The 19087-nt window shown below is 43.2% G+C and carries 21 protein-coding genes; 14 read left to right on the top strand and 7 right to left on the bottom strand.

Annotation, left to right across the window (positions count from 1 at the left end; all coding sequences use genetic code 11):
* Positions 1-9: 9 nt before the first annotated feature.
* From IGI82_RS16590 to IGI82_RS16575, 4 genes are all read left to right on the top strand, one after another.
* The gene (locus IGI82_RS16590; RefSeq protein WP_015510513.1) at positions 10-324 is read left to right on the top strand and encodes a PTS cellobiose transporter subunit IIA; all 315 of its coding nucleotides are present in this window, start codon (positions 10-12) and stop codon (positions 322-324) included.
* A gap of 15 nt (positions 325-339) precedes the next feature.
* The gene (locus tag IGI82_RS16585) at positions 340-843 is read left to right on the top strand and encodes a hypothetical protein (RefSeq protein ID WP_015510512.1); all 504 of its coding nucleotides are present in this window, start codon (positions 340-342) and stop codon (positions 841-843) included.
* 7 nt (positions 844-850) lie between these two features.
* The gene (celB, locus tag IGI82_RS16580; RefSeq protein WP_438842513.1) at positions 851-2206 is read left to right on the top strand and encodes a PTS cellobiose transporter subunit IIC; all 1356 of its coding nucleotides are present in this window, start codon (positions 851-853) and stop codon (positions 2204-2206) included.
* 126 nt (positions 2207-2332) lie between these two features.
* Entirely contained in the window at positions 2333-2800 is a 468-nt protein-coding gene (locus IGI82_RS16575; protein ID WP_005233316.1) for a TspO/MBR family protein, read from the top strand.
* A 47-nt stretch (positions 2801-2847) separates the two neighbouring features.
* Here IGI82_RS16575 and IGI82_RS16570 read toward each other — a convergent pair whose 3' ends face one another.
* Positions 2848-4653, bottom strand: a complete 1806-nt coding sequence (locus tag IGI82_RS16570; RefSeq protein WP_422705067.1) for a M3 family oligoendopeptidase — start codon at positions 4651-4653, stop codon at positions 2848-2850.
* A 399-nt stretch (positions 4654-5052) separates the two neighbouring features.
* Here IGI82_RS16570 and arcA point away from each other — a divergent pair, with 399 nt between their 5' ends.
* The 8 genes from arcA (at position 5053) to IGI82_RS16530 (ending at position 12587) form a co-directional block, all read left to right on the top strand.
* Positions 5053-6276, top strand: a complete 1224-nt coding sequence (arcA, locus tag IGI82_RS16565; RefSeq protein WP_438842512.1) for an arginine deiminase — start codon at positions 5053-5055, stop codon at positions 6274-6276.
* A gap of 19 nt (positions 6277-6295) precedes the next feature.
* Positions 6296-7315, top strand: coding sequence for an ornithine carbamoyltransferase (gene argF / locus IGI82_RS16560; RefSeq protein ID WP_016608459.1), 1020 nt, complete (start codon positions 6296-6298; stop codon positions 7313-7315).
* 17 nt (positions 7316-7332) lie between these two features.
* A complete protein-coding gene (arcC, locus tag IGI82_RS16555; protein WP_438842511.1) occupies positions 7333-8268 on the top strand; it encodes a carbamate kinase in 936 nt (311 codons plus the stop codon).
* Positions 8269-8309: 41 nt separating this feature from the next.
* Positions 8310-8999: a Crp/Fnr family transcriptional regulator gene (locus IGI82_RS16550; RefSeq protein WP_005230704.1), complete on the top strand. Its 690-nt coding sequence runs from the start codon at positions 8310-8312 to the stop codon at positions 8997-8999.
* Positions 9000-9062: 63 nt separating this feature from the next.
* Positions 9063-10514: a YfcC family protein gene (locus IGI82_RS16545; protein ID WP_010748979.1), complete on the top strand. Its 1452-nt coding sequence runs from the start codon at positions 9063-9065 to the stop codon at positions 10512-10514.
* A gap of 77 nt (positions 10515-10591) precedes the next feature.
* Positions 10592-11098: an arginine repressor gene (locus IGI82_RS16540; RefSeq protein WP_005230706.1), complete on the top strand. Its 507-nt coding sequence runs from the start codon at positions 10592-10594 to the stop codon at positions 11096-11098.
* A 214-nt stretch (positions 11099-11312) separates the two neighbouring features.
* Positions 11313-11828 (top strand): VanZ family protein, encoded by a 516-nt coding sequence (locus tag IGI82_RS16535; RefSeq protein ID WP_015510509.1) that lies wholly within the window; start codon positions 11313-11315, stop codon positions 11826-11828.
* Positions 11829-11891: 63 nt separating this feature from the next.
* Positions 11892-12587 (top strand): YoaK family protein, encoded by a 696-nt coding sequence (locus tag IGI82_RS16530; RefSeq protein ID WP_375820144.1) that lies wholly within the window; start codon positions 11892-11894, stop codon positions 12585-12587.
* A gap of 33 nt (positions 12588-12620) precedes the next feature.
* Here the strand turns inward: IGI82_RS16530 and IGI82_RS16525 are convergent, their stop codons facing one another.
* The 3 genes from IGI82_RS16525 to IGI82_RS16515 all read right to left on the bottom strand — a co-directional run bounded on the left by IGI82_RS16525 (position 12621) and on the right by IGI82_RS16515 (position 14511).
* On the bottom strand, positions 12621-12950 hold the full coding sequence (locus IGI82_RS16525) for an SdpI family protein (protein WP_016608455.1): 330 nt from the start codon (positions 12948-12950) through the stop codon (positions 12621-12623).
* Between the two features lie 160 nt (positions 12951-13110).
* Positions 13111-13593 carry a VOC family protein gene (locus IGI82_RS16520; RefSeq protein ID WP_375820143.1) on the bottom strand — a complete coding sequence of 161 codons (483 nt, stop codon included), beginning with the start codon at positions 13591-13593 and terminating at the stop codon, positions 13111-13113.
* 39 nt (positions 13594-13632) lie between these two features.
* Complete coding sequence (locus tag IGI82_RS16515; RefSeq protein ID WP_438755115.1) at positions 13633-14511, bottom strand: aldo/keto reductase; 879 nt, start codon at positions 14509-14511, stop codon at positions 13633-13635.
* Between the two features lie 97 nt (positions 14512-14608).
* On the opposite strand from IGI82_RS16515, the gene IGI82_RS16510 reads away from it, so the two are divergent.
* Positions 14609-14977, top strand: a complete 369-nt coding sequence (locus IGI82_RS16510; protein WP_016608452.1) for a winged helix-turn-helix transcriptional regulator — start codon at positions 14609-14611, stop codon at positions 14975-14977.
* Positions 14978-15039: 62 nt separating this feature from the next.
* Here the strand turns inward: IGI82_RS16510 and IGI82_RS16505 are convergent, their stop codons facing one another.
* From IGI82_RS16505 to IGI82_RS16495, 3 genes are all read right to left on the bottom strand, one after another.
* A complete protein-coding gene (locus tag IGI82_RS16505) occupies positions 15040-15339 on the bottom strand; it encodes a hypothetical protein (protein WP_438842510.1) in 300 nt (99 codons plus the stop codon).
* Positions 15340-15494: 155 nt separating this feature from the next.
* Positions 15495-16892, bottom strand: coding sequence for a L,D-transpeptidase family protein (locus IGI82_RS16500; RefSeq protein ID WP_074536490.1), 1398 nt, complete (start codon positions 16890-16892; stop codon positions 15495-15497).
* 285 nt (positions 16893-17177) lie between these two features.
* Positions 17178-18161 carry an L-lactate dehydrogenase gene (locus IGI82_RS16495; protein ID WP_005230720.1) on the bottom strand — a complete coding sequence of 328 codons (984 nt, stop codon included), beginning with the start codon at positions 18159-18161 and terminating at the stop codon, positions 17178-17180.
* A gap of 355 nt (positions 18162-18516) precedes the next feature.
* Between IGI82_RS16495 and pth the strand changes: the two genes are divergently transcribed.
* Positions 18517-19077 (top strand): aminoacyl-tRNA hydrolase, encoded by a 561-nt coding sequence (pth, locus tag IGI82_RS16490; RefSeq protein WP_015510502.1) that lies wholly within the window; start codon positions 18517-18519, stop codon positions 19075-19077.
* The last annotated feature ends 10 nt before the right edge of the window (positions 19078-19087 follow it).

Below are 19087 nucleotides of genomic sequence, written 5' to 3'. Positions count from 1 at the left end.
GAAAGAACAATGAAATCAGAAAAACTACAAGAGACAGCCTTTCAAATTATTCTTAGCAGCGGAGATGCTCGGACGATCGTTCATGAAGCATTCCAAGAGATGCGTCAAGGAACTTTTGAAGCAGCACAAGCAAAACTGGATCAAGCAAACGAAGCACTAGTAGAAGCCCACAAAGCACAGACGGGCTTATTACAAGAATACGCCAGCGGCGAAAAAATCGACATGGAGATCATCATGGTCCATGCACAAGATCATCTAATGACAACGATGACTTTGCGAGAAGTGGCGATTGAAATGCTGGCGTTATACCAGCGAGAGCGATAGAAAGGAAGGGATCAAATGACCAATCGAGAACAGCAGAAAAAAATGGCAGAAAAAACGTTTCGGTTTCACCGCTTTTTATTTCTAAGGTATGTATTAGCAGTCTTTTTCTTTGCAAATCTTTATTGGTTCTTAGCAGCGATGGTCAGCAATGCCGTACTCTTGATCCTCCCGCTGGCACTGCTGATTTTGGCCATTTCGGCGATCGGGGAATACGTGCGTCTTTATGGCAGCTATTCAGAGCAAATAGCTGGAAAACTGCGCTGGACGCGCTTGTTTTATCTTTGTCAACTGACGATGAATCTCCTGTTAATCGCCATCTGCTGCTTCTCTCATCTGTTTTCATTCGTTTTTCCTTTTCTTGAAAATACGCCGATCAATCGAGGCATTCTTACACTCTGGCTTAGTGTGGGGCTAATGTTAGCTGCGTTATGTTTGCAGCGTGTCAATAAGATCCGTCGCAAAAAAGATACGTATTATGGATATATTAAAGAATACCAAAAACTCATTGAAGGGAAGTAGTTACATTATGGAACAATCAAATAGCAAGTTGTTCGGTCTCTTAGAAACGGCCGTCATGGGACCGTTAGGAAAAGTGGCACAGTTCAAAATCGTACGTGCCATCATGGCTGCTGGGATGGCTTCGATTCCTTTTACAATCGTTGGCTCGATGTTTTTAGTTATCAATGTATTGCCGCAGACCTTTACCTTTTTAGAAGATTTCTTCAATAATACTTTTTTCAGAGTCAGTGATTTGTATATGCTGGCAAACAGCACGACAATGGGACTTTTGGCATTATATTTTTGTATCGTTCTCGGCTATGAATACACCAAGATCTATGCGGAAGAAGAAGAGTTGGATCTTGCGCCTATGAGTGGGGCGTTACTATCGATGTTTGCCTTTTTCATGTCGATCCCACAATTGATGATCGTGGATGGCAGCATGTCACGAATCACCGATCAAGAAAATGCCATCATCAATGGCTGGGCGATCGGTGGCGACGGGGTGGAGCGTTTAGGAACGACCGGGATATTTACCGGTATTATCATGGCGGTGTTGGCTGTTCAGTTGTACCGCTTGTGTGTAACGAAAAAATGGGTCATTAAAATGCCCGAAGAAGTACCATTGGGAGTCGCCCGTGCCTTTACAGCATTGATCCCTGCCTTTGTCGTCGCATTCACGGTCCTTATTATCAATGGGGCTTTGGTTGCAGCAGGAACGGATATTTTCCAAATCATTGCGGTACCTTTTGGGTTTGTTACCAATTTGACCAACAGTTGGTTAGGTTTGATGGTGATTTACTTTTTAGTCAGTGCATTATGGTTAGTAGGGATTCATGGCGCAAATATCATTTTCTCTGTATTGACGCCAATCACCTTAGGCAATTTGACAGCCAATGCTGAGGGCGCCAATTTTGCATTAGCTGGTGAGTTTAACAATGCGTATGTGACCGTCGGTGGTTCAGGGGCAACGCTAGGTCTCGCTTTATTCTTGGTTTATCTGGCGAAATCAAAACAATTAAGAGTGTTAGGAAAAGCTTCGATCATTCCAGCATTATTCAATATTAACGAGCCGTTGATTTTCGGGATTCCTTTGATTTATAATCCTTTCTTAGCGATTCCCTTTTTCTTAGCACCGATGGCATCCGCATCGATTGCCTATTTTGCGATCGAATTGGAAATCATTCGACCGATGATCGCCCAAATGCCATGGCCTTCTCCAATCGGCATCGGCGCATTTATTGGAAGTGGAGGTGATTGGAAAGCCGCAGTTTGTGCTTTCTTATGTGCAGGCGTTGCCTTTTTGATCTACTTCCCATTCGCTCGTTCTTATGACGCAGGCCTAGTCAAGCAAGAAGCCCAAGAAGGGGAACAAGCAGTATAAATCGAAAGGAATAAGAAAGAAACGTCCACACGGCCGTTTCTTTTTTTAAGCGTTCTATTCTGCTTTTTTTCGATTCGATGGTACGATGAAACTAGTGAGTTATGAAAAAAAGAAGGAGTGGAGAACATGAAATTTTTAATTTGGCTGGTCTGTGTGATCGGCATTGAAGCAACAGGAATCATCTCGAGTTTGTTTGCAGGGGACATTGCCGGAACGTATGCGCAAATGGAAAAACCCTTTTTAGCCCCTCCTGGCGGGATCATTGGGATCGTTTGGACGATTTTGTATGCCTTTATGGGAACGGCGTTGTATCTGTTGATCGTCGCCAAAGTCAATCCAGCGCTTAAAAAGAATGCCTACATCTTCTTTGCGATCCAGCAAGTATTAAACTTCTTTTGGAGTATCGTTTTCTTTGGCTGGAATGCTTACTGGGCAGGAACGGTCATTATTGTCTTGTTAGTGTTATCAGTGATTATTTGTATGATCCTCTTTGCTCGTATCGACAAAAAAGCGATGTACTTGTTTATTCCTTATTTGATTTGGTGTTTATACGCCGGCTACTTAACGATTGGCTTAACTTTATTGAATGCCTGATAGAAAAACCCTCTTCCAAGCGTCGTGTTGGAAGAGGGTTTTTTCTTTTAGATATAGTCTTCAGTCAATTCCATAAAGCTGGCAACATCTTTTAGGACCATGTCGATCCCTGCTTGCCAGAAGTCTGGTTTCGTTAAATCGACACCAAGGTGTTTTTGCGCCAGTTCTTCCGTCGTCATTGAAGCAGTATCTTGCAATAAAGCAATGTATTCTTCTTCAAAGCTAGACCCTTTTTCATTGGCATACGCGTAGATCCCCATACTAAAGAGGTAACCAAAGGTATAAGGGAAGTTGTAGAACGGCACATCGTCAATAAAGAAGTGCAATTTGGCTGCCCAGAAATGTGGGTGATAAGTCGCTAACCCATCCGCATAGCTTTCTTTTTGCGCCGCAGTCATCATTTCCGTGATTTGTTCCGCTGAAACCAAGCCCTTTTGACGAGCTTGATAGAAGCTGTTCTCAAAAATAAAACGTGCGTGGATGTTCATGAACATCGCGATCGCATTTTGCATTTTAGCATCCAATAGATTGATTTTTTCTTCTTTTGTCGTTGCTTCTTTGAGGGTTGCATCAGCAACGATCAATTCAGCAAAGGTACTTGCTGTTTCGGCAACGTTCATGGCATAGTTGCGGTTTAATTCTGGCAGCTCCCAAAGAACGCTGCTGTGAAACGCGTGACCTAGCTCATGGGCAAGCGTCGCTACTTCGTTGACTGAATTGCTGTAGGTCATGAAAATACGTGACTCTTTGGTTTCTGGCAAGCTGGTGCAATAGCCGCCAGGACGTTTGCCGGGACGATCTTCTGCTTCGATCCAGCTTTTTTCAAAAGCAACTTGGGCAAAGTCAGCCATTTTCGGACTGAACTTACGGAAGTTGGTCAAAATAAAGTCAGCTGCTTCATCAAAGGTGTAGGTTCTTTCTTCCATGTCCCCAAGGATGATTGGCGCATCTTGGTCTTGCCATTCCATTTTTTCTTTGCCGAAAAGCTGGGCTTTGCGGGTCAAGAAATCAACGATCGGCTGTTTGTTCTTTTGGATCGTGCCCCACATAGCATCCAATGTCGCTTTTTGCAGACGATTGTATTCTAATGGTTCTTTCAAGTAATCAGTGACCCCGTGAAGCTTGAAGGTAGAAAGGCGGAAGCCGTCTAAATGGTTCAAGGTATCTGCAAAGAGGTCTTCTTTTTCTGCCCAAGTCTTTTCCCAAGTGTCAAATAAACGTGCACGAACTTCTGGATCTGGATCACCCATCATTTTATTGAAGGCTTGACCAGCGGACAAGTTGATCGTCGTGCCGTCTTCTTGAAGGAAAGGAATTTCGATCGAGGCAACGATCGTATCGTAATGTTGGCTCCAAGCATTTAAGCCATCTAAATTTAACGTGTTGATGATGGTTTCTTCTGCTTCAGATAACAATTCTTTGCCGTCGCGACGAATCTCGCTTAGACGAAAAGCGATTGGTGCTAAGTTTTCCGCTGTAAGTAACGCAGTCCAATCATCCTCAGAAATTTCTGTCAATTTTTTCGAGAAAACGGTTTGTGCTGCTTGCAATGCTGGCAGTTTTGCGTAGAGGTCGCCTGTCAGGATTTTGGCTTTGCTGTCGTTGACATTCGCTGAAAGCAAGGCATTGATAAAGCTGCCACATTGTGAAAATCCCTGATTGATTGTGCCAGAAAGTTCGATTAATTCCTCTAATTTTGTCGCATTGTCTGTAGCGTTTGGTGCCCAAGCGTCAACTTTTTCACGGTAAGTTTTGATTTCTTCTTCCAGCTGGCTCATGCGTTCTTTTAATTGAACAGAATCACTGCCTCCTGGAAAAATTGTTTCTAGATCCCAATTGATTGAATAGGTCATTCCTATCAAACCCCTTTCTTTTCCTACGATCTTATTAAGTATAGCATAGCCACATTTAGTCGCAACCATCGGATTTTTTTAATCGAAAAAGGAAAGCTGTTGGTTGAAAAAGTTCTTTTCTTTCGTAAGCTTTGCCTGCATTGGTCGGGGACGTCAAAATCAAAGAAAAGAACAAAATCGATCATTTTATCATTCTCATCAAATTCTTATTTAAAAATTGCTGAATAAATATTACATAAAAAAAATAACAACGAGTAAAAAAACGCTCGCAAGAAGATATTCACTCTTTATTGCATAATGACAAATGCTTTGCATAATGAAGGCGAAATACGTCGCTTGGTAAGCGCATACATTCTTGTACTATGTAGGCGTAATCAAAACAAAGGAGGATGTAAAGAAATGTCAAATGCTATTCATGTTTTTTCAGAAATCGGCCGCTTGAAGCAAGTCATGCTCCATCGCCCTGGTCGAGAATTAGAAAACCTCGTGCCCGATCATTTAAATCGCTTGTTATTTGATGATATTCCCTTTTTGGAACAAGCAAGGGCTGAACATGATCAATTTGCCGATGTATTGCGTAATAATAATGTGGAGGTGTTGTATTTAGAAGATTTAGCAGCAGAAGCGTTAACTAGTCAAGAAATCAAAGAGCAGTTTATCAAGGAATATTTAGAAGAAACAACGTTACAAAGCCCAGAAATCATTGCTGAAATTACCGATTATTTCTTATCTTTTGAAGATAACCGTCAATTCATCGATAAAACGATGGCAGGTCTAGCGAAAAATGAATTGAAATTGCCCCATAGTCAAAGCTTAGCTGGTGCTGTGGATGACCAGTATCCGTTTTTGATCGATCCAATGCCGAATTTGTATTTCACTCGCGATCCGTTTGCGACGATCGGTAACGGGGTTTCCTTGAATCGCATGTATTCAGAAACAAGACGTCGTGAAACATTGTATGGCAAATACATTTTTGCTCATCATCCAATGTTCCAACAACAGCCACCACACTTGCTTTATGACCGTGATCAGCCAACACGAATTGAAGGTGGCGATGAATTGGTTCTGTCAAAACGAGTGTTAGCGATCGGGATCTCCCAAAGAACAGATGCCACTTCCATTGAACAGTTGGCTCGTAATGTGTTCCACCATGAACCAAGTTTTGAGTACGTCTTAGCTTTTGATATTGGTCAAGAACGCAAATTCATGCATTTAGATACGGTATTTACAATGGTTGATCATGACAAATTTACGATCCATCCAGAAATTGAAGGAGAACTGACCGTTTATTCAATCTCACGTGACGGGGATGGCGTAACCATCAAAGAAGAAAAAGATACGTTAGAAAACATTTTGTGCCGCTACTTAGAATTAGATGCAGTGGAATTGATTCGCTGTGGGGGGAACGATTTGGTCGCTGCAGCTCGGGAACAATGGAATGACGGTTCCAATACCTTGACGATCGCACCTGGTGAAGTCGTGGTCTATGACCGTAACACGATCACCAATCAAAAATTAACTGAAGCCGGCATCAAATTGCATAAAATATCCGGCAGTGAATTGGTTCGCGGCCGTGGGGGCCCTCGCTGCATGAGCATGCCATTTATCAGAGAAGATATTTAATCTAGAGGAGGAATTACTAATGAAACAAGTATTTAAAGGAAGAAGCTTCTTAGCAGAAAAAGATTTTACGAAAGCCGAGTTAGAATACCTTATTGATTTTTCCATCTATTTGAAACAGTTGAAAAAGCAAAATATTTCTCATCGCTATTTGGAAGGCAAGAACATCGCCCTCTTATTTGAAAAAACGTCGACTCGTACACGGGCGGCATTTACGACGGCTGCCATCGATCTTGGTGCCCATCCAGAATTTTTAGGTGCGAATGATATCCAGCTAGGCAAAAAAGAATCCGTTGAAGATACCGCCAGAGTTTTAGGCAGTATGTTTGATGGCATTGAGTTCCGCGGGTTCAGCCAACAAGTCGTTGAAGATTTAGCCAAATTCTCTGGCGTTCCTGTTTGGAATGGCTTAACCGATGAATGGCATCCAACCCAAATGATCGCTGACTTCATGACGATCAAAGAAAACTTCGGTACATTAGAAAACATTACGTTAGTCTATGTGGGCGATGGCCGAAACAATATGGCGAATAGTTTGTTAGTGACGGGGGCGATTTTAGGTGTCAATGTTCGCATCTGTGCACCAAAAGAACTTTTCCCAGCTGAAGAAGTGACAGACTATGCCAACAAATTTGCCAAAGAATCTGGCAGTCAGCTGATGGTAACAGACGATATTCAAAAAGGCGTCAAAGATGCCGATGTTCTGTATACCGATGTTTGGGTTTCAATGGGGGAAGAAGACCAGTTTGAAGAACGGGTGAAGCTGTTGAAAGATTACCAAATCAACCGCGAAATGGTAATGGCGACTGGAAAACAAGACGATGGCTTGATCGTGCTTCACTGCTTGCCAGCGTTCCATGATACGAATACGACGTATGGAAAAATGATCGAAGAAAAATTCGGCATTTCTGAAATGGAGATCACAGACGACATTTTCCGCAGTCAATGGGGCCGTCAATTTGAAGAGGCTGAAAACCGAATGCACTCGATAAAAGCAATCATGGCAGTAACCTTAGGCGATCTCTTTATTCCTAGAGTGTAAGAAGGAGCAGTGAGCAGATGAGTGAAAAGAAACCAACGATCGTTGTCGCCCTTGGCGGCAACGCTATCCTAGCAGATGATGCCAGTGCCAAAGGGCAAAAAGAACGGCTTAAACAGACCGTCGAGTATTTAATTCCCCTGATCCAAAAAGACGTTCATTTGATCATTACCCATGGGAACGGGCCTCAAGTGGGAAATTTGGTTTTGCAGCAACAAGCCAGTGATTCTAGCAAAAACCCAGCGATGCCTTTAGATACCTGTGTGGCAATGACGCAAGGCAGTATTGGCTATTGGTTACAAAATGAGCTGAGAATCCAGTTGAAAGAAGCCCAAATGGCTAAGCCGGTAGTGACAGTGGTGACGGAAATTACAGTCGATGCCCAAGATCCAGCATTTGCCCATCCGACCAAACCGATCGGTCCTTTCTTAACGGAAACAGCTGCCAAAGAAGCCATGGTGGCAACAGATGCCATCTATCGTGAAGATGCTGGTCGTGGTTGGCGGAAAGTCGTTGCCAGTCCAGCGCCACAAGCGATTCAAGAAGTTGCCAGCATCAAGGCGCTGATTGAACAAAACACGATCGTTATTTGCGCAGGCGGCGGGGGCATTCCCGTGTTAGATAATGGGCTGGGGGTTGAAGCCGTGATCGATAAAGATTTTGCTTCTGAAAAATTGGCTCGTTTAGTCGATGCGGATCAGCTGATCATTTTGACGGGCGTGGAAAAAATCGCTTTGAACTTTGGCAAGGAAAATGAGCAGTGGTTGGATCATGTGACCGCCGCTGAATTGGAAACCTATGTCGATGAAGGACATTTTTCACCGGGAAGCATGTTACCGAAAGTACAAGCAGCTTTGAATTTTGTCAAAATGGGCACGGAAAAACGGGCAGTGATTACTTCCTTAGATAAGCTGGCAGAAATTGAAGACGCTGGTACACAGATCACCTGGAAATAAGCGAAGTAGCAAAGCAAGTCCAAAACATTGGAGTGAGAGAAATGATCGACTACCAAATAAAAGATCCATCAACAAGAGCGAATAGCTTTCAATGGCTGGAAGAAGAAAATCAACAGCGATTGAAGGAGCATATTTACTGCCGTACGTACAAAAAAGGCCAAGTGCTTTTTTATGAAGGCGACGTAAGAGATCGGATATTCCATGTGATCGAAGGTCTCGTACGGATCGAAAAAACCGACGGAACTGATTCCTATTGTTATGTAGATTTTGTTGGGCCTGATCAGTTATTTCCTTTGATTGGCTTGTTTGAAAGAGACAACTATGATGTATCGGCATTCGCTGCAACAGACATTGTCGTGCAGTTTGCAGCGATGTCGCTGTTTGAACCGCTGGTTGTTTCATCTACAAGTCAGTTGCTGTGGCTGAATCAGCAAATGAGCCAGCAGTTGGAGAAGCAAAGACGCCGAGTGGAGTACTGTGTCACCTCTAGCGCGCAGACAAGAGTCGTCAATACGATCGGTCTCTTGATGATCGAGCACGGACAGTCACAAGGAGAGCAGATTCGCATTCCTTTTCCAGTTTTTATCAATGATATTGCTAAATACAGTGGAACGACGCGAGAGACGGTCAGTCAAACCATCAAGGCGCTCGTGCATAAAAGAAAGATTTATTATCGTTACAAAGAACTCATTATTTATGACAAAGATTATTTTTCCCATGTTGCGAATTGACCACAGACAGACTAGCTGTTGGCAATTTGCACCTAAGATTGATTCAATAGAGGAGGAACGAAGATGAAAAAAAAGCAAAAAGAAAAAAAGTCGCTGACATCGTTCAGTATCTTATTTCTGATCATTATTGCGTTGACGGTCGCTTCTTGGCTACTAGCCGGTCAGCCCTTTGCACCTTCATTACCAGCAGGCCAAGAAGAGATGGTCAGCCAAGTCGTCGGTGCCAAGTTTTCTGATTTCTTTATGGCGCCTTTTAACGGATTTCGTGATGCGATCGAGATCTGTGTGTTTATTCTTTGTTTGGGTGGCTTTTTGAATATTGTCACACGAACAGGCGCTTTAGAAGCTGGTATTCAGCATTTGGTCAAAAAACTCAAAGGCAACGAGTTGATTTTAATCCCGATTTTGATGGTGTTGTTTTCAATTGGTGGCTCAACTTATGGAATGGCGGAAGAAACGATTCCGTTCTATTCCTTATTAGCAATCACAATGGTGGCATCGGGCTTTGATACGATCGTCGCAGCAGGAACCGTCATGCTGGGGGCGGGTGCCGGTGTGATCGGCTCCACCGTTAACCCTTTCGCTACTGGGGTGGCAATGGATGCCTTACGAAGCATCGATATTGCTCCGAATAATGGCACGATCCTAGTAGTTGGCGCATTGCTTTGGCTAGTCACGACCGCGTATTGTATCTTTGTGGTGATGTCTTATGCCAAAAAAGTTAAAGCCGACAAAGGCTCCACGATCTTATCGCTGCAAGAGCAAAAAGAAATGGAAGAGCATTTTGTCAAAGACACGAACGAAGCCTTGGCGTTTACGCAAAAGCATCGCCTGATTTTGACGATTTTTGGCTTATCCTTTGTGATCATGGTGGTTTCCTTGATTCCTTGGGGCGACTTTGATATCCATGTGTTTGACGGTTGGACCGCCTTTTTGACCGGGAATAGCTTCGGTGAATGGTATTTTGGTGATTTGGCTATGTGGTTCTTCTACGTCAGTATCATCATTGCATTGATTCAAGGATTCTCAGAAAAAGAAATCGTGACCAACTTTATCGATGGGGTCAAAGACATTTTATCCGTTGTCTTGATCATCGTTGTGGCACGGGGGGCTTCCTACATTATGCAAACGACGTACTTGGATCTATTTATTTTGGATCGGGCTTCCCATCTTTTAGAAGGGTTATCACCTGTCCTGTTCGTAATTGGCGCCTATATTTTGTATCTGCTCTTATCGTTCTTGATTCCATCGACTTCAGGACTGGCATATGTATCGATCCCTATCATGGGTGCCTTGGCGCAAAGCATCGGACTCAATCCGAACGTCATGGTCATGATCTTTACTGCTGGTTGCGGATTAGTGAATTTGATCACACCAACTTCTGGCGTCGTGATGGGCGGATTGGAGCTGGCTCGGGTCAACTATTCTACTTGGACTCGCTTTATGCGCAAACCGTTACTGGTTATCGGAATTTCCAATCTTGCCATTTTAATCTTCTCGATGTTGTTCTTGTAAGCTACGTTTCAAGAAGTGAACGAGACGGATCAACTATTTCAGTAAGCGAGGCGACTTGAGAGGAGCGGATCAAGTAAATGAAAAAAAAAGAGCGACAAGCAATTATCAAAAAACTTTTTGTCCTACATCGGATTGAGTCTCAAGAAGAATTGATGAATTTATTAAAAAAAGAAAATGTTTCAGCTACCCAAGCCACGATTTCTAGAGACATGCGGGAAATGAACATCGCTAAAACGTATGCCAAAAATGGCCGACCGTATTATTCAATCTTTGAATCCAAAGAGCAGGATCTAGAAGACAGAATTGCGTTTTCGATGTATGAGTATCTAAAAAAGATTACGCAGATTGACTTTTTAGTTGTCGTTCATACGGCTGAAAATGGCGCCGATGTGATCGCCAATTATCTTGATGAAATGGAGCTGCCAGAAATTGTCGGCACGATTGCAGGGTTTGATATTTTATTGATCATCACGCCGTCACAAGAAGCGGCAGCAGAGGTCGTCGAGCGGTTGAATCATTATGTAGAAGGCTACGAGATGGGTTCGTCATTATTTACTGGAGAAAAAAACGCAAAACAGCCCTGAGAATCGTTGAGGAAGCTGAACGTCACAAGCCCAAAGATCTCACAACCAAACGGGGGACGGCTTTTCATACCGATGGCTATTTTTAAAAAGAAAGAGTGCTTCTAAACTTGACGGAAGCACTCTTTTTGTGTGTGCAATGTCTCCACGGTTTGCTGGAAAAACAGTTGCATCACCAAATGAAAATGGTAAGATAGGAAAATGAGGAGTGAAAACTATGAAAAAATTACTGAAAGAACCGAACTTTTACTTTTGTATCGCAATTGCGGTAATGGTCATCCTCTTTATCAGCTCTTCACAAACCTATGAGCAGCAATCTCAAATCGGGTTGCTTTCACGTATCTTAAAAAACGAACCATTGAAAGATTGGTTGGAGACGATCTCTTTTTCCTATGCTGGGTCGGAGATCAGTATTGCGGAAAAAGGCTATTTCTCATTTGTGGAATTTTTCATTCGCAAAGGTGCGCATTTCTTCACTTATTTTGTCTTAGGGGGCAGTTTGTTCTTCGTTCTCGTTTATCGCCGTACGCCCTATTGGCTAGCCGCTTTTTTTGCTTGGTTAGCAGCCACCGGATACGCTGGGATCGATGAATACCATCAAATGCTGACGGGAGGACGGACGCCGCTTTTTCAAGATGTCATGCTGGATTCAGCGGGAGCACTGACCGCCGTTCTTTTGGGGTGGTTGATTTGTCAGCTATCGAAAAAGTCACCTAAACGCCGCAAAACATAACGAGTTGTCGGCGTTTTTTAAGCAGTAAGCTGTCAGAAAGTATAAAAACAAGAGGCGAAACCAATGGGAAAAAGTTTGAGCAGTGTCAAAAGCAAATCGGAGTTTGTCGTGCATGAAAGTTTACCGGTGGGGATTCTTCTTGCTATGGCGGGCGGTTTTTTAGATGCATATACCTACTTGTTTCACGGGGAAGTGTTTGCAAGTATGCAGTCGGGGAATGTCATTTTGTTAGGGATCAATCTTTCAACGGGGCAGTTTGAACAAGCCTTTCGATATCTGCCGCCAATCTTCATGTTTTTAGTGGGGATCGTAGTGACGAATTATCTGCAGCATCATTTTCCGACAGGGGGCTGGATCGTTTGGCAAAATGCCGCATTGATCTTTGAAGCAATCGGTATTTTGGTTCTGGGCTTTTTTGCTCGATCATTACCCAATGTCCTGATCGATTCGGGGTTATCTTTTTTTGCAGCGATTCAATATGCCGCCTATCGTCGATTGGCAGGGATGCCCTATGCCACCACGATGACCACCGGCAACTTACGTTCACTGGCTGATTATGTGTACATGCGCTGGTTTAAAAAGGACCGATCAGTGACGCCCAAGATTATTTCTATTTCCTTAATCATCGGCGGCTTCTTTTTTGGTGCAGTCTTAAGCAGCTTGCTAGGGATTTTCTTATTCCACCGCACCATCTGGGTGGTTTCAGGGATTTTAGCCTTGGTGTTGGGGATCACGATCCATCATCAAAATAAACAATAGAAAAAAGACATTCGCTGGAATGTCTTTTTTGTCTTACTTTTTGGTGCTTGTGCGTGAATCTTTGAGATACAGTGCCGTTTCTACGAGTAGCGCTGCTAGAAGATAGCTGCCAAAAACGGCTACTTGGTAAAAAGCCTCTGCGATTAGCTCGTTGCGCTGCAATAAAACGACTCCGCCTAGAAAGAGCATCGCTAACAAGGAGAACCACTGCTGGGCAAAACGCCAATTGCTGACACTGGCTGTACTGCGCTTGGTGCGAAAGCCGAATACATAATTGGGTTCTTCTCGGTAAAAGCACCAGAAGACGATGAAAAAAATACCCGTAAAAATCAACAACAAAAGTCCAATATCGATCGAGATCACTACCTTTCACGTGCGATTTGTTGGATAAGTAAGTGAAGCCGCTAAAGATGAGTACATACTTATTGTATCCGCTATGAACGCTTCTATGAAGGGGAACAATCGAAAAATACGTGCTTCTAGCAAAAAAACGGATGGCGATTTGCAGCGCCATCCATTTTTTTTATCCCCGTTGAAAAGGGCCTTTTGGTGCAATCAATTCAAGATTGGTGCCGTCTGGATCTGTAAAGTAGGCGACGCCTGTCCCAAAGCCGCTTTTCAAGCCGTCTTGTGCTTCAAAAACGATGGGGGTGCCGTCAGGCTCAACGCCAATGGCTTTTAGACGAGCAACGGCTTCATCAATATTTTCGACTTCAAAACAAAGATGCATCGCGCTGATTTGCTCATTGGAATAGCTAGCTTTGTTGGATTTTGGTTCGACGTATTCTAAAAGATCGATGTTGAGATTGTCTAAATGAAGATTGGCATATTTGATCAGTGTATCTGCTAATCCTTGCGTTTGCGCCATGCGTTTGCCGCCAATTGTATCTTGATTGACGATTTTCTTTCCCGTTAATGCTTCATAAAATTGGATGGAATGTTCGAGATTGCTGACGGTGATTCCCACGTGGTTAACCATTGAAAAGCCTGTGTTTGTGTTTGTCATTATACTTCCTCCTAAGGTTTTGTTTAGTATATCGTTTGGTTAATGAAAATCGAATGTGTCTGGATCTGGACCCACTCGTAAGTCTTCATTTAATGCGTTTAAGCGGGCCATGTCAGCTTCTGATAAATGGAAATCAAAAATCGCTGCATTAGCGATCATTCGCTCGGGGTGTGTCGATTTGACATTGACTAAGATCCCTTGTTGAATAGCCCAGCGTAAAAGCACTTGTGCCGCTGATTTTTGCTGCGCGTCGGCGATCGCCAAGACGGTGTCATCTTTCAGCAGTTTGCCTTGCATCAATGGCGACCAAGCTTGGATCGCAATTGCTTTTTCGCCACAAAAAGCCCGCAGGTCTTGTTGCGTCAGTTTGGGGTGCAGCTCGATCTGATTGATAACAGGAACGACCTTAGCAATGGCCAATAATTGCTCCAGATGATGGATCTGGAAGTTGCTGACCCCGATCGCTTTGATTTTTCCTGCCGCATAGAGGTCTTCCAAGGCACGCCAGGACTCTTGAAATGCTTGATTTCCTGGCCAATGGATCAAGTACAAGTCGAGATACTCGAGGTTTAAGCGGGCCAGACTTTCATTGAAGGCGTGGATCGTTTCATCATAAGTTAAATGATCGTTCCAAAGTTTGGAAGTGACAAAGAGTTCTTCACGAGCCAACCCCGTTTCTTGTAAGCCTTGTTTGATTCCTGCCCCTGTTCCTGTTTCATTGCCGTAAATCGCTGCTGTATCAATCAGGCGATAGCCATTGATAATCGCTTGCTTCACGACCTCTGCTGTGTCAGCTTCAGGGATTTGAAAGACACCTAACCCCAACCCGGGGATTTCGCTGCCATTGTTCAGGGTAACGGTATCTGATAATTTTCCGATCATAAAAACATCTCCTTTATTTTTTTCTGGTATCATCATATAATGAGGTGGTAATACTGTATAGTACGTACTTTTTTGTTTGATACCCACCTTTTGGTAACCTTTGTGTGGTATCAAGCATAATGAGGTGAAAAAAATGGCAGAAAAAATTTATAATATCGGTGTTGAAGCAACCATGGATGTCATCGGCGGGAAGTGGAAACCCATCATTCTTTGTAATTTGCGCCATGGGGCATTACGTCCCAGTGATTTACGGCGGAAGATCCCTGGCATCAGTCAAAAAATGTTGACCCAGCAATTGCGGGAATTAGAAGAATCTGACATCGTTACTCGCAAGTCCTATAATCAAGTACCACCCAAAGTTGAGTATTCCTTGAGTGAATATGGAGAAACCTTAGGCGGCTTATTGGATACTCTTTGCCAGTGGGGCACGATGCACGTTGCTGCACTGCAAGACAAAGGAGAGCAAGTTACTTTGTTAGAACAAGAAGAAGCGATTGTCTAACAAAGGGGAAGTGGCATGAGAAAAGGCGGCAGAAACCATTGGTTTCCGTCCGCCTTTTTAGGTTATGCTTGTTGGATCAATTCTAGAATGGCTTCAGTATTCATCCCGCTGTAATGATTGACGGGAAACGAAAGGCGCTTGATGCGTGGTGGGATGGCGTGCTCGATCATCGGATCTGTTAAAGAAAGCAAGGGATCGACCAAAACGAGTTTTTCTTGCGCAAAACGATAATTCGCCAGACGTTCTGGTGGCAGAACAGTTACACTGATTTGATCCTCGGACAGCAGTTGGATGTTGCGGGCGAAAATTTTAATCAGACTTCCAGCTAAAGTAGAACGATCAATAAAGTCAACTTTTTCCAAAGTGATTCTCCTTTTTAATTAATATGATTAATTAAGTATATTAATTAAATGGCGCTTTGTAAACAGGAACATTTGGGAGACAACAAAAAAGCCGCAAAAGATCTTTCTTTTGCAGCTTTTGGTTCGTCTATAAAAAGGTTTGATTCTTTTTTTGATTAAATCACGATCACGGGTGTACCGACTTCGGCTTTGCTGTACAATTCTTTCATCACGCCTGGCGGAGTATTGATACAGCCGTGAGAACCACGGGTTTTCCAAAGATCGCCACCGTATTCCGTCTGCCAATCAGAATCATGGATACCGACACCGGTCCAATCGATGGGCATCCAGTAATCAACAGGGGACGCATAATCTTCACCAGTCAAGGTTGCATCTTCTTCTTTGTTCCAGACATAGAAGACGCCAGTTGGTGTTGGTGTGGCTGGTTTCCCAGAGATAATTTTCGTATCCAACACTAACTCGCCATCTTTGTAATACCACATGTGTTGGTTTTTTAGATCAACTTCGATATAGGTGTTGCCAAACAGCGGGCTGCCTGCATCGGTGCTTCCTTGAGCGATCGGTGTGCGGGTGAAGTCTTCGCCTGCTTTTAACGCCTCGATCAATGCTTCTGTTTCCGCATCGGTTTGGATCGTCCAGCTAAGAGTACCAGCTGGGACTGTCACTTCACCTTGCTTGGTACTTTGGAAGGTCGAAGAGTTGGTGCTAGTATTGTATTGTTCGCCGATCGATGTGACATAGCTTCGTACTTTGTCTTCGTCGATCGTTGTGTTGCCGTCTTTATAAGAGAGCCAATCCATGATCGTTTCTCTTGGGATTTGAAACGTATTTCCGTTGATCGTATAATTGCCGGTTACTTTGGCGATTTTATTCAACGAATCCATTTCTTTCGTTAAGTCTGGATCATCGGCGGTCACACTTGGTTTTGTGACATAATCAACGAGATTCAATTCTTTTTCGCCGCTGACGATGGCTTCTTGCAAGTCTGCCACTGCTTTGTCAACATCGATGGCATCGCCGTCAACTTCTGGTTTGATAGAAAAGCCGTCTTCGCCTTTTTCCAACGTGGCATCAGCCGATTTGGTACGATCTTCATTTAAGGTTTCGAGTTCTTTTTGGATCGTGTTGGTCTCGCTAGTCAAGGTGTCTTGGTCTACTGAGAGATTGTCTAGCTTCTTTTCTTCGGCAGCCGAAACGTAAGCCATTCCCCAGCTCCACTGATTTTGTTCATCTTTTAATGATTGCAGCTCATCGGTGAAATCCGTCTGCAAACCAAATTGAGCAAGGTTGACTGTTTTCCATTCGCTATCACCATCTTTGATGGTAAAGTCTTCTTGTGAATAGCGATCATGCAGCAGGTCGTTGGCCTCGGCAACGGTTTTGTTGCTGATGTCGATCCCATCGATTTCAGTCTTTGGTAGAAAACGGTTTGCATAATATGTACTTCGGTAGGTATAGCCGCCAGCGATCACTACGAGTAAAGCAGCCACAACGATCAGAACAATTTTCTTCGTATTATTCTTGGCGTCAGTATGTTTGTTTGAACGAGTCATTCAACTACTCCTTTTTTTCTAATGGCATAATAGATAATAACGCTTAAATCATACCATATTCCCACGGGAAAGCGAATATGGCAAATGAAACTTCCATGAAAAATAGAAAATTCTTAAACTATCTTTAGGCAAGCTGTAGAAACGCATTTCTTACGATAAAAAAACTGAACGAATCGGCAGCAAGCCATCTTGATCAAAGGGTTCTGAAAAAGAGTGAGCTGGAGGATTCGTTCAGTCGCATAATTGACTAACTAAAATTGACTATTTAACACGAGGGAAAAGAAATTATTGATTGTCTTCCGCATCTAATTTTGCAAAAGCTTCATCAAGAATATCTTTTAATTGTTTTGCCGAAGCGGCCATCCGGTCTTTTTCACCATCTGTTAATGGGATCTCAATTACTTTTTGAATCCCTTGGGCATTGATGACTGCAGGCGCACCGATGTACAAGTCGTTTAAGCCGTATTCGCCGTTCATGTACACAGATAATGGGAGAACAGCATTTTCATCGTCTAAGATCGCACGAGTGATCCGTGCTAAGGCTACCGCGATCCCGTAGAAGGTCGCACCTTTTTTCTCGATGATGGTGTAGGCTGCATCACGAACACTGAAGAAAATGTTGACCATTGCTTCTTCATCGATGTCTGGGTTGTTTTTGACCCATTCATAGATTTGTAGGCCAGCTACGTTGGCATGAGACCAAACAGGGAATTCTGAATCGCCGTGTTCCCCTAAGATATAGGCATGGACGTTACGGGCATCGACATCGACCAATTCAGCCAAGGCTTGACGGAAACGGGCAGAGTCTAATGAGGTACCTGAACCGATAACGCGTTCTTTCGGGAAGCCTGAGAATTTCCAAGTAGAATAAGTCAAAATATCGACTGGGTTTGCTGCAACTAAGAAAATTCCGTTAAAGCCTGAATCAACGATTTGGGTAACTACTTCACGGTTGATTTTCAAGTTTTTATGAACTAAGTCTAAACGGGTTTCGCCTGGTTTTTGAGGCGCACCAGCAGTAATAACGACTAAATCAGCATCATGTGCATCTTCATAAGAAGCGGCATAGATTTTTTTAGGGGAAGTAAATGCCAAAGCATGGGACAAGTCAATTGCGTCGCCTTCTGTTTTTGCTGTATTTATATCAATGATTCCGACTTCTTGCGCAATGTTTTGGGTCACCAGCGCAAACGCGTAACTAGAACCAACCGCACCGTCTCCAACAAGAATTACCTTTTGGTGATCTTTTTTGTTCGTTTTTGCAGTCATCTGTGTATCATTCCTTCCGCATAATTGTTTTACTCGCTATCATCCTACCATTTTCAAGTATGTTTGTCATGTGATTTGCACAACAATATTACACAAAATATCGCTGTTTCAGTTGTAAATGCTTTCTTTGTTATTACGTCAAAAAGAAGATATATCAAGGTTTTATTAAGATTCGTTAAGAAAGATAAAAACTGAGCAAGAGGGTGCCACCATAACAGTCCATTTCGTGTTATAATTACCTAAGCAAAAGAACTGGGCGCATTTGTGTGCCCAGTATTTTGTGTTTGGATAAGAAAACCGATAAAATAGATGAAGAATCAGCTTGAAACTAGAAATAATGGAGCGTAAATAAAAAATGAAAATGATTGTAGGCTTGGGAAATCCTGGCAAAAAATATGAAAAAACCAAACATAATGTTGGCTTTATGGTAGTGGATGCGTTGGCACAAAAGTACCAAGCAACCTTTAAAAAGTCGGCTTTTGAAGCAGAGGTGGCAGAGTTTTTCTTGAAGGGTGAAAAAATCCTTTTGGTCAAACCACAAACCTTCATGAATGAATCCGGTCGTGCGGTAGGCCCGTTGATGACCTATTTTGGTATCTACCAAGAAGAACTAGTGGTGGTCTATGATGACCTCGATTTAGCATTAGGGAAAATTCGTTTGCGCCAAAAAGGCAGTGCAGGTGGCCACAATGGGATCAAGAGTTTGATCGCTCATTTGGATTCAACAGTCTTTGACCGTATCAAAATCGGGATCGATCGTCCACGTCCAGGACAAACCGTGGTCAATCATGTCCTGAGTCCTTTTGCAAAAGACGATCTGCCCATCGTTTTACAAAGTATTGATAAAGCGGTCGAGGCAAGTAGTGATTACTTGACCAACGGCGACTTTCTTGCCACAATGAATCGATTTAACTAAGGAGGGCCGA

It is taken from the genome of Enterococcus sp. AZ067 (assembly GCF_051715005.1).
Lineage (GTDB): Bacteria > Bacillota > Bacilli > Lactobacillales > Enterococcaceae > Enterococcus_D > Enterococcus_D casseliflavus.
Note: the sequence above shows the minus strand (reverse complement) of the source record. Positions and strands in the feature narration are given on the sequence as shown.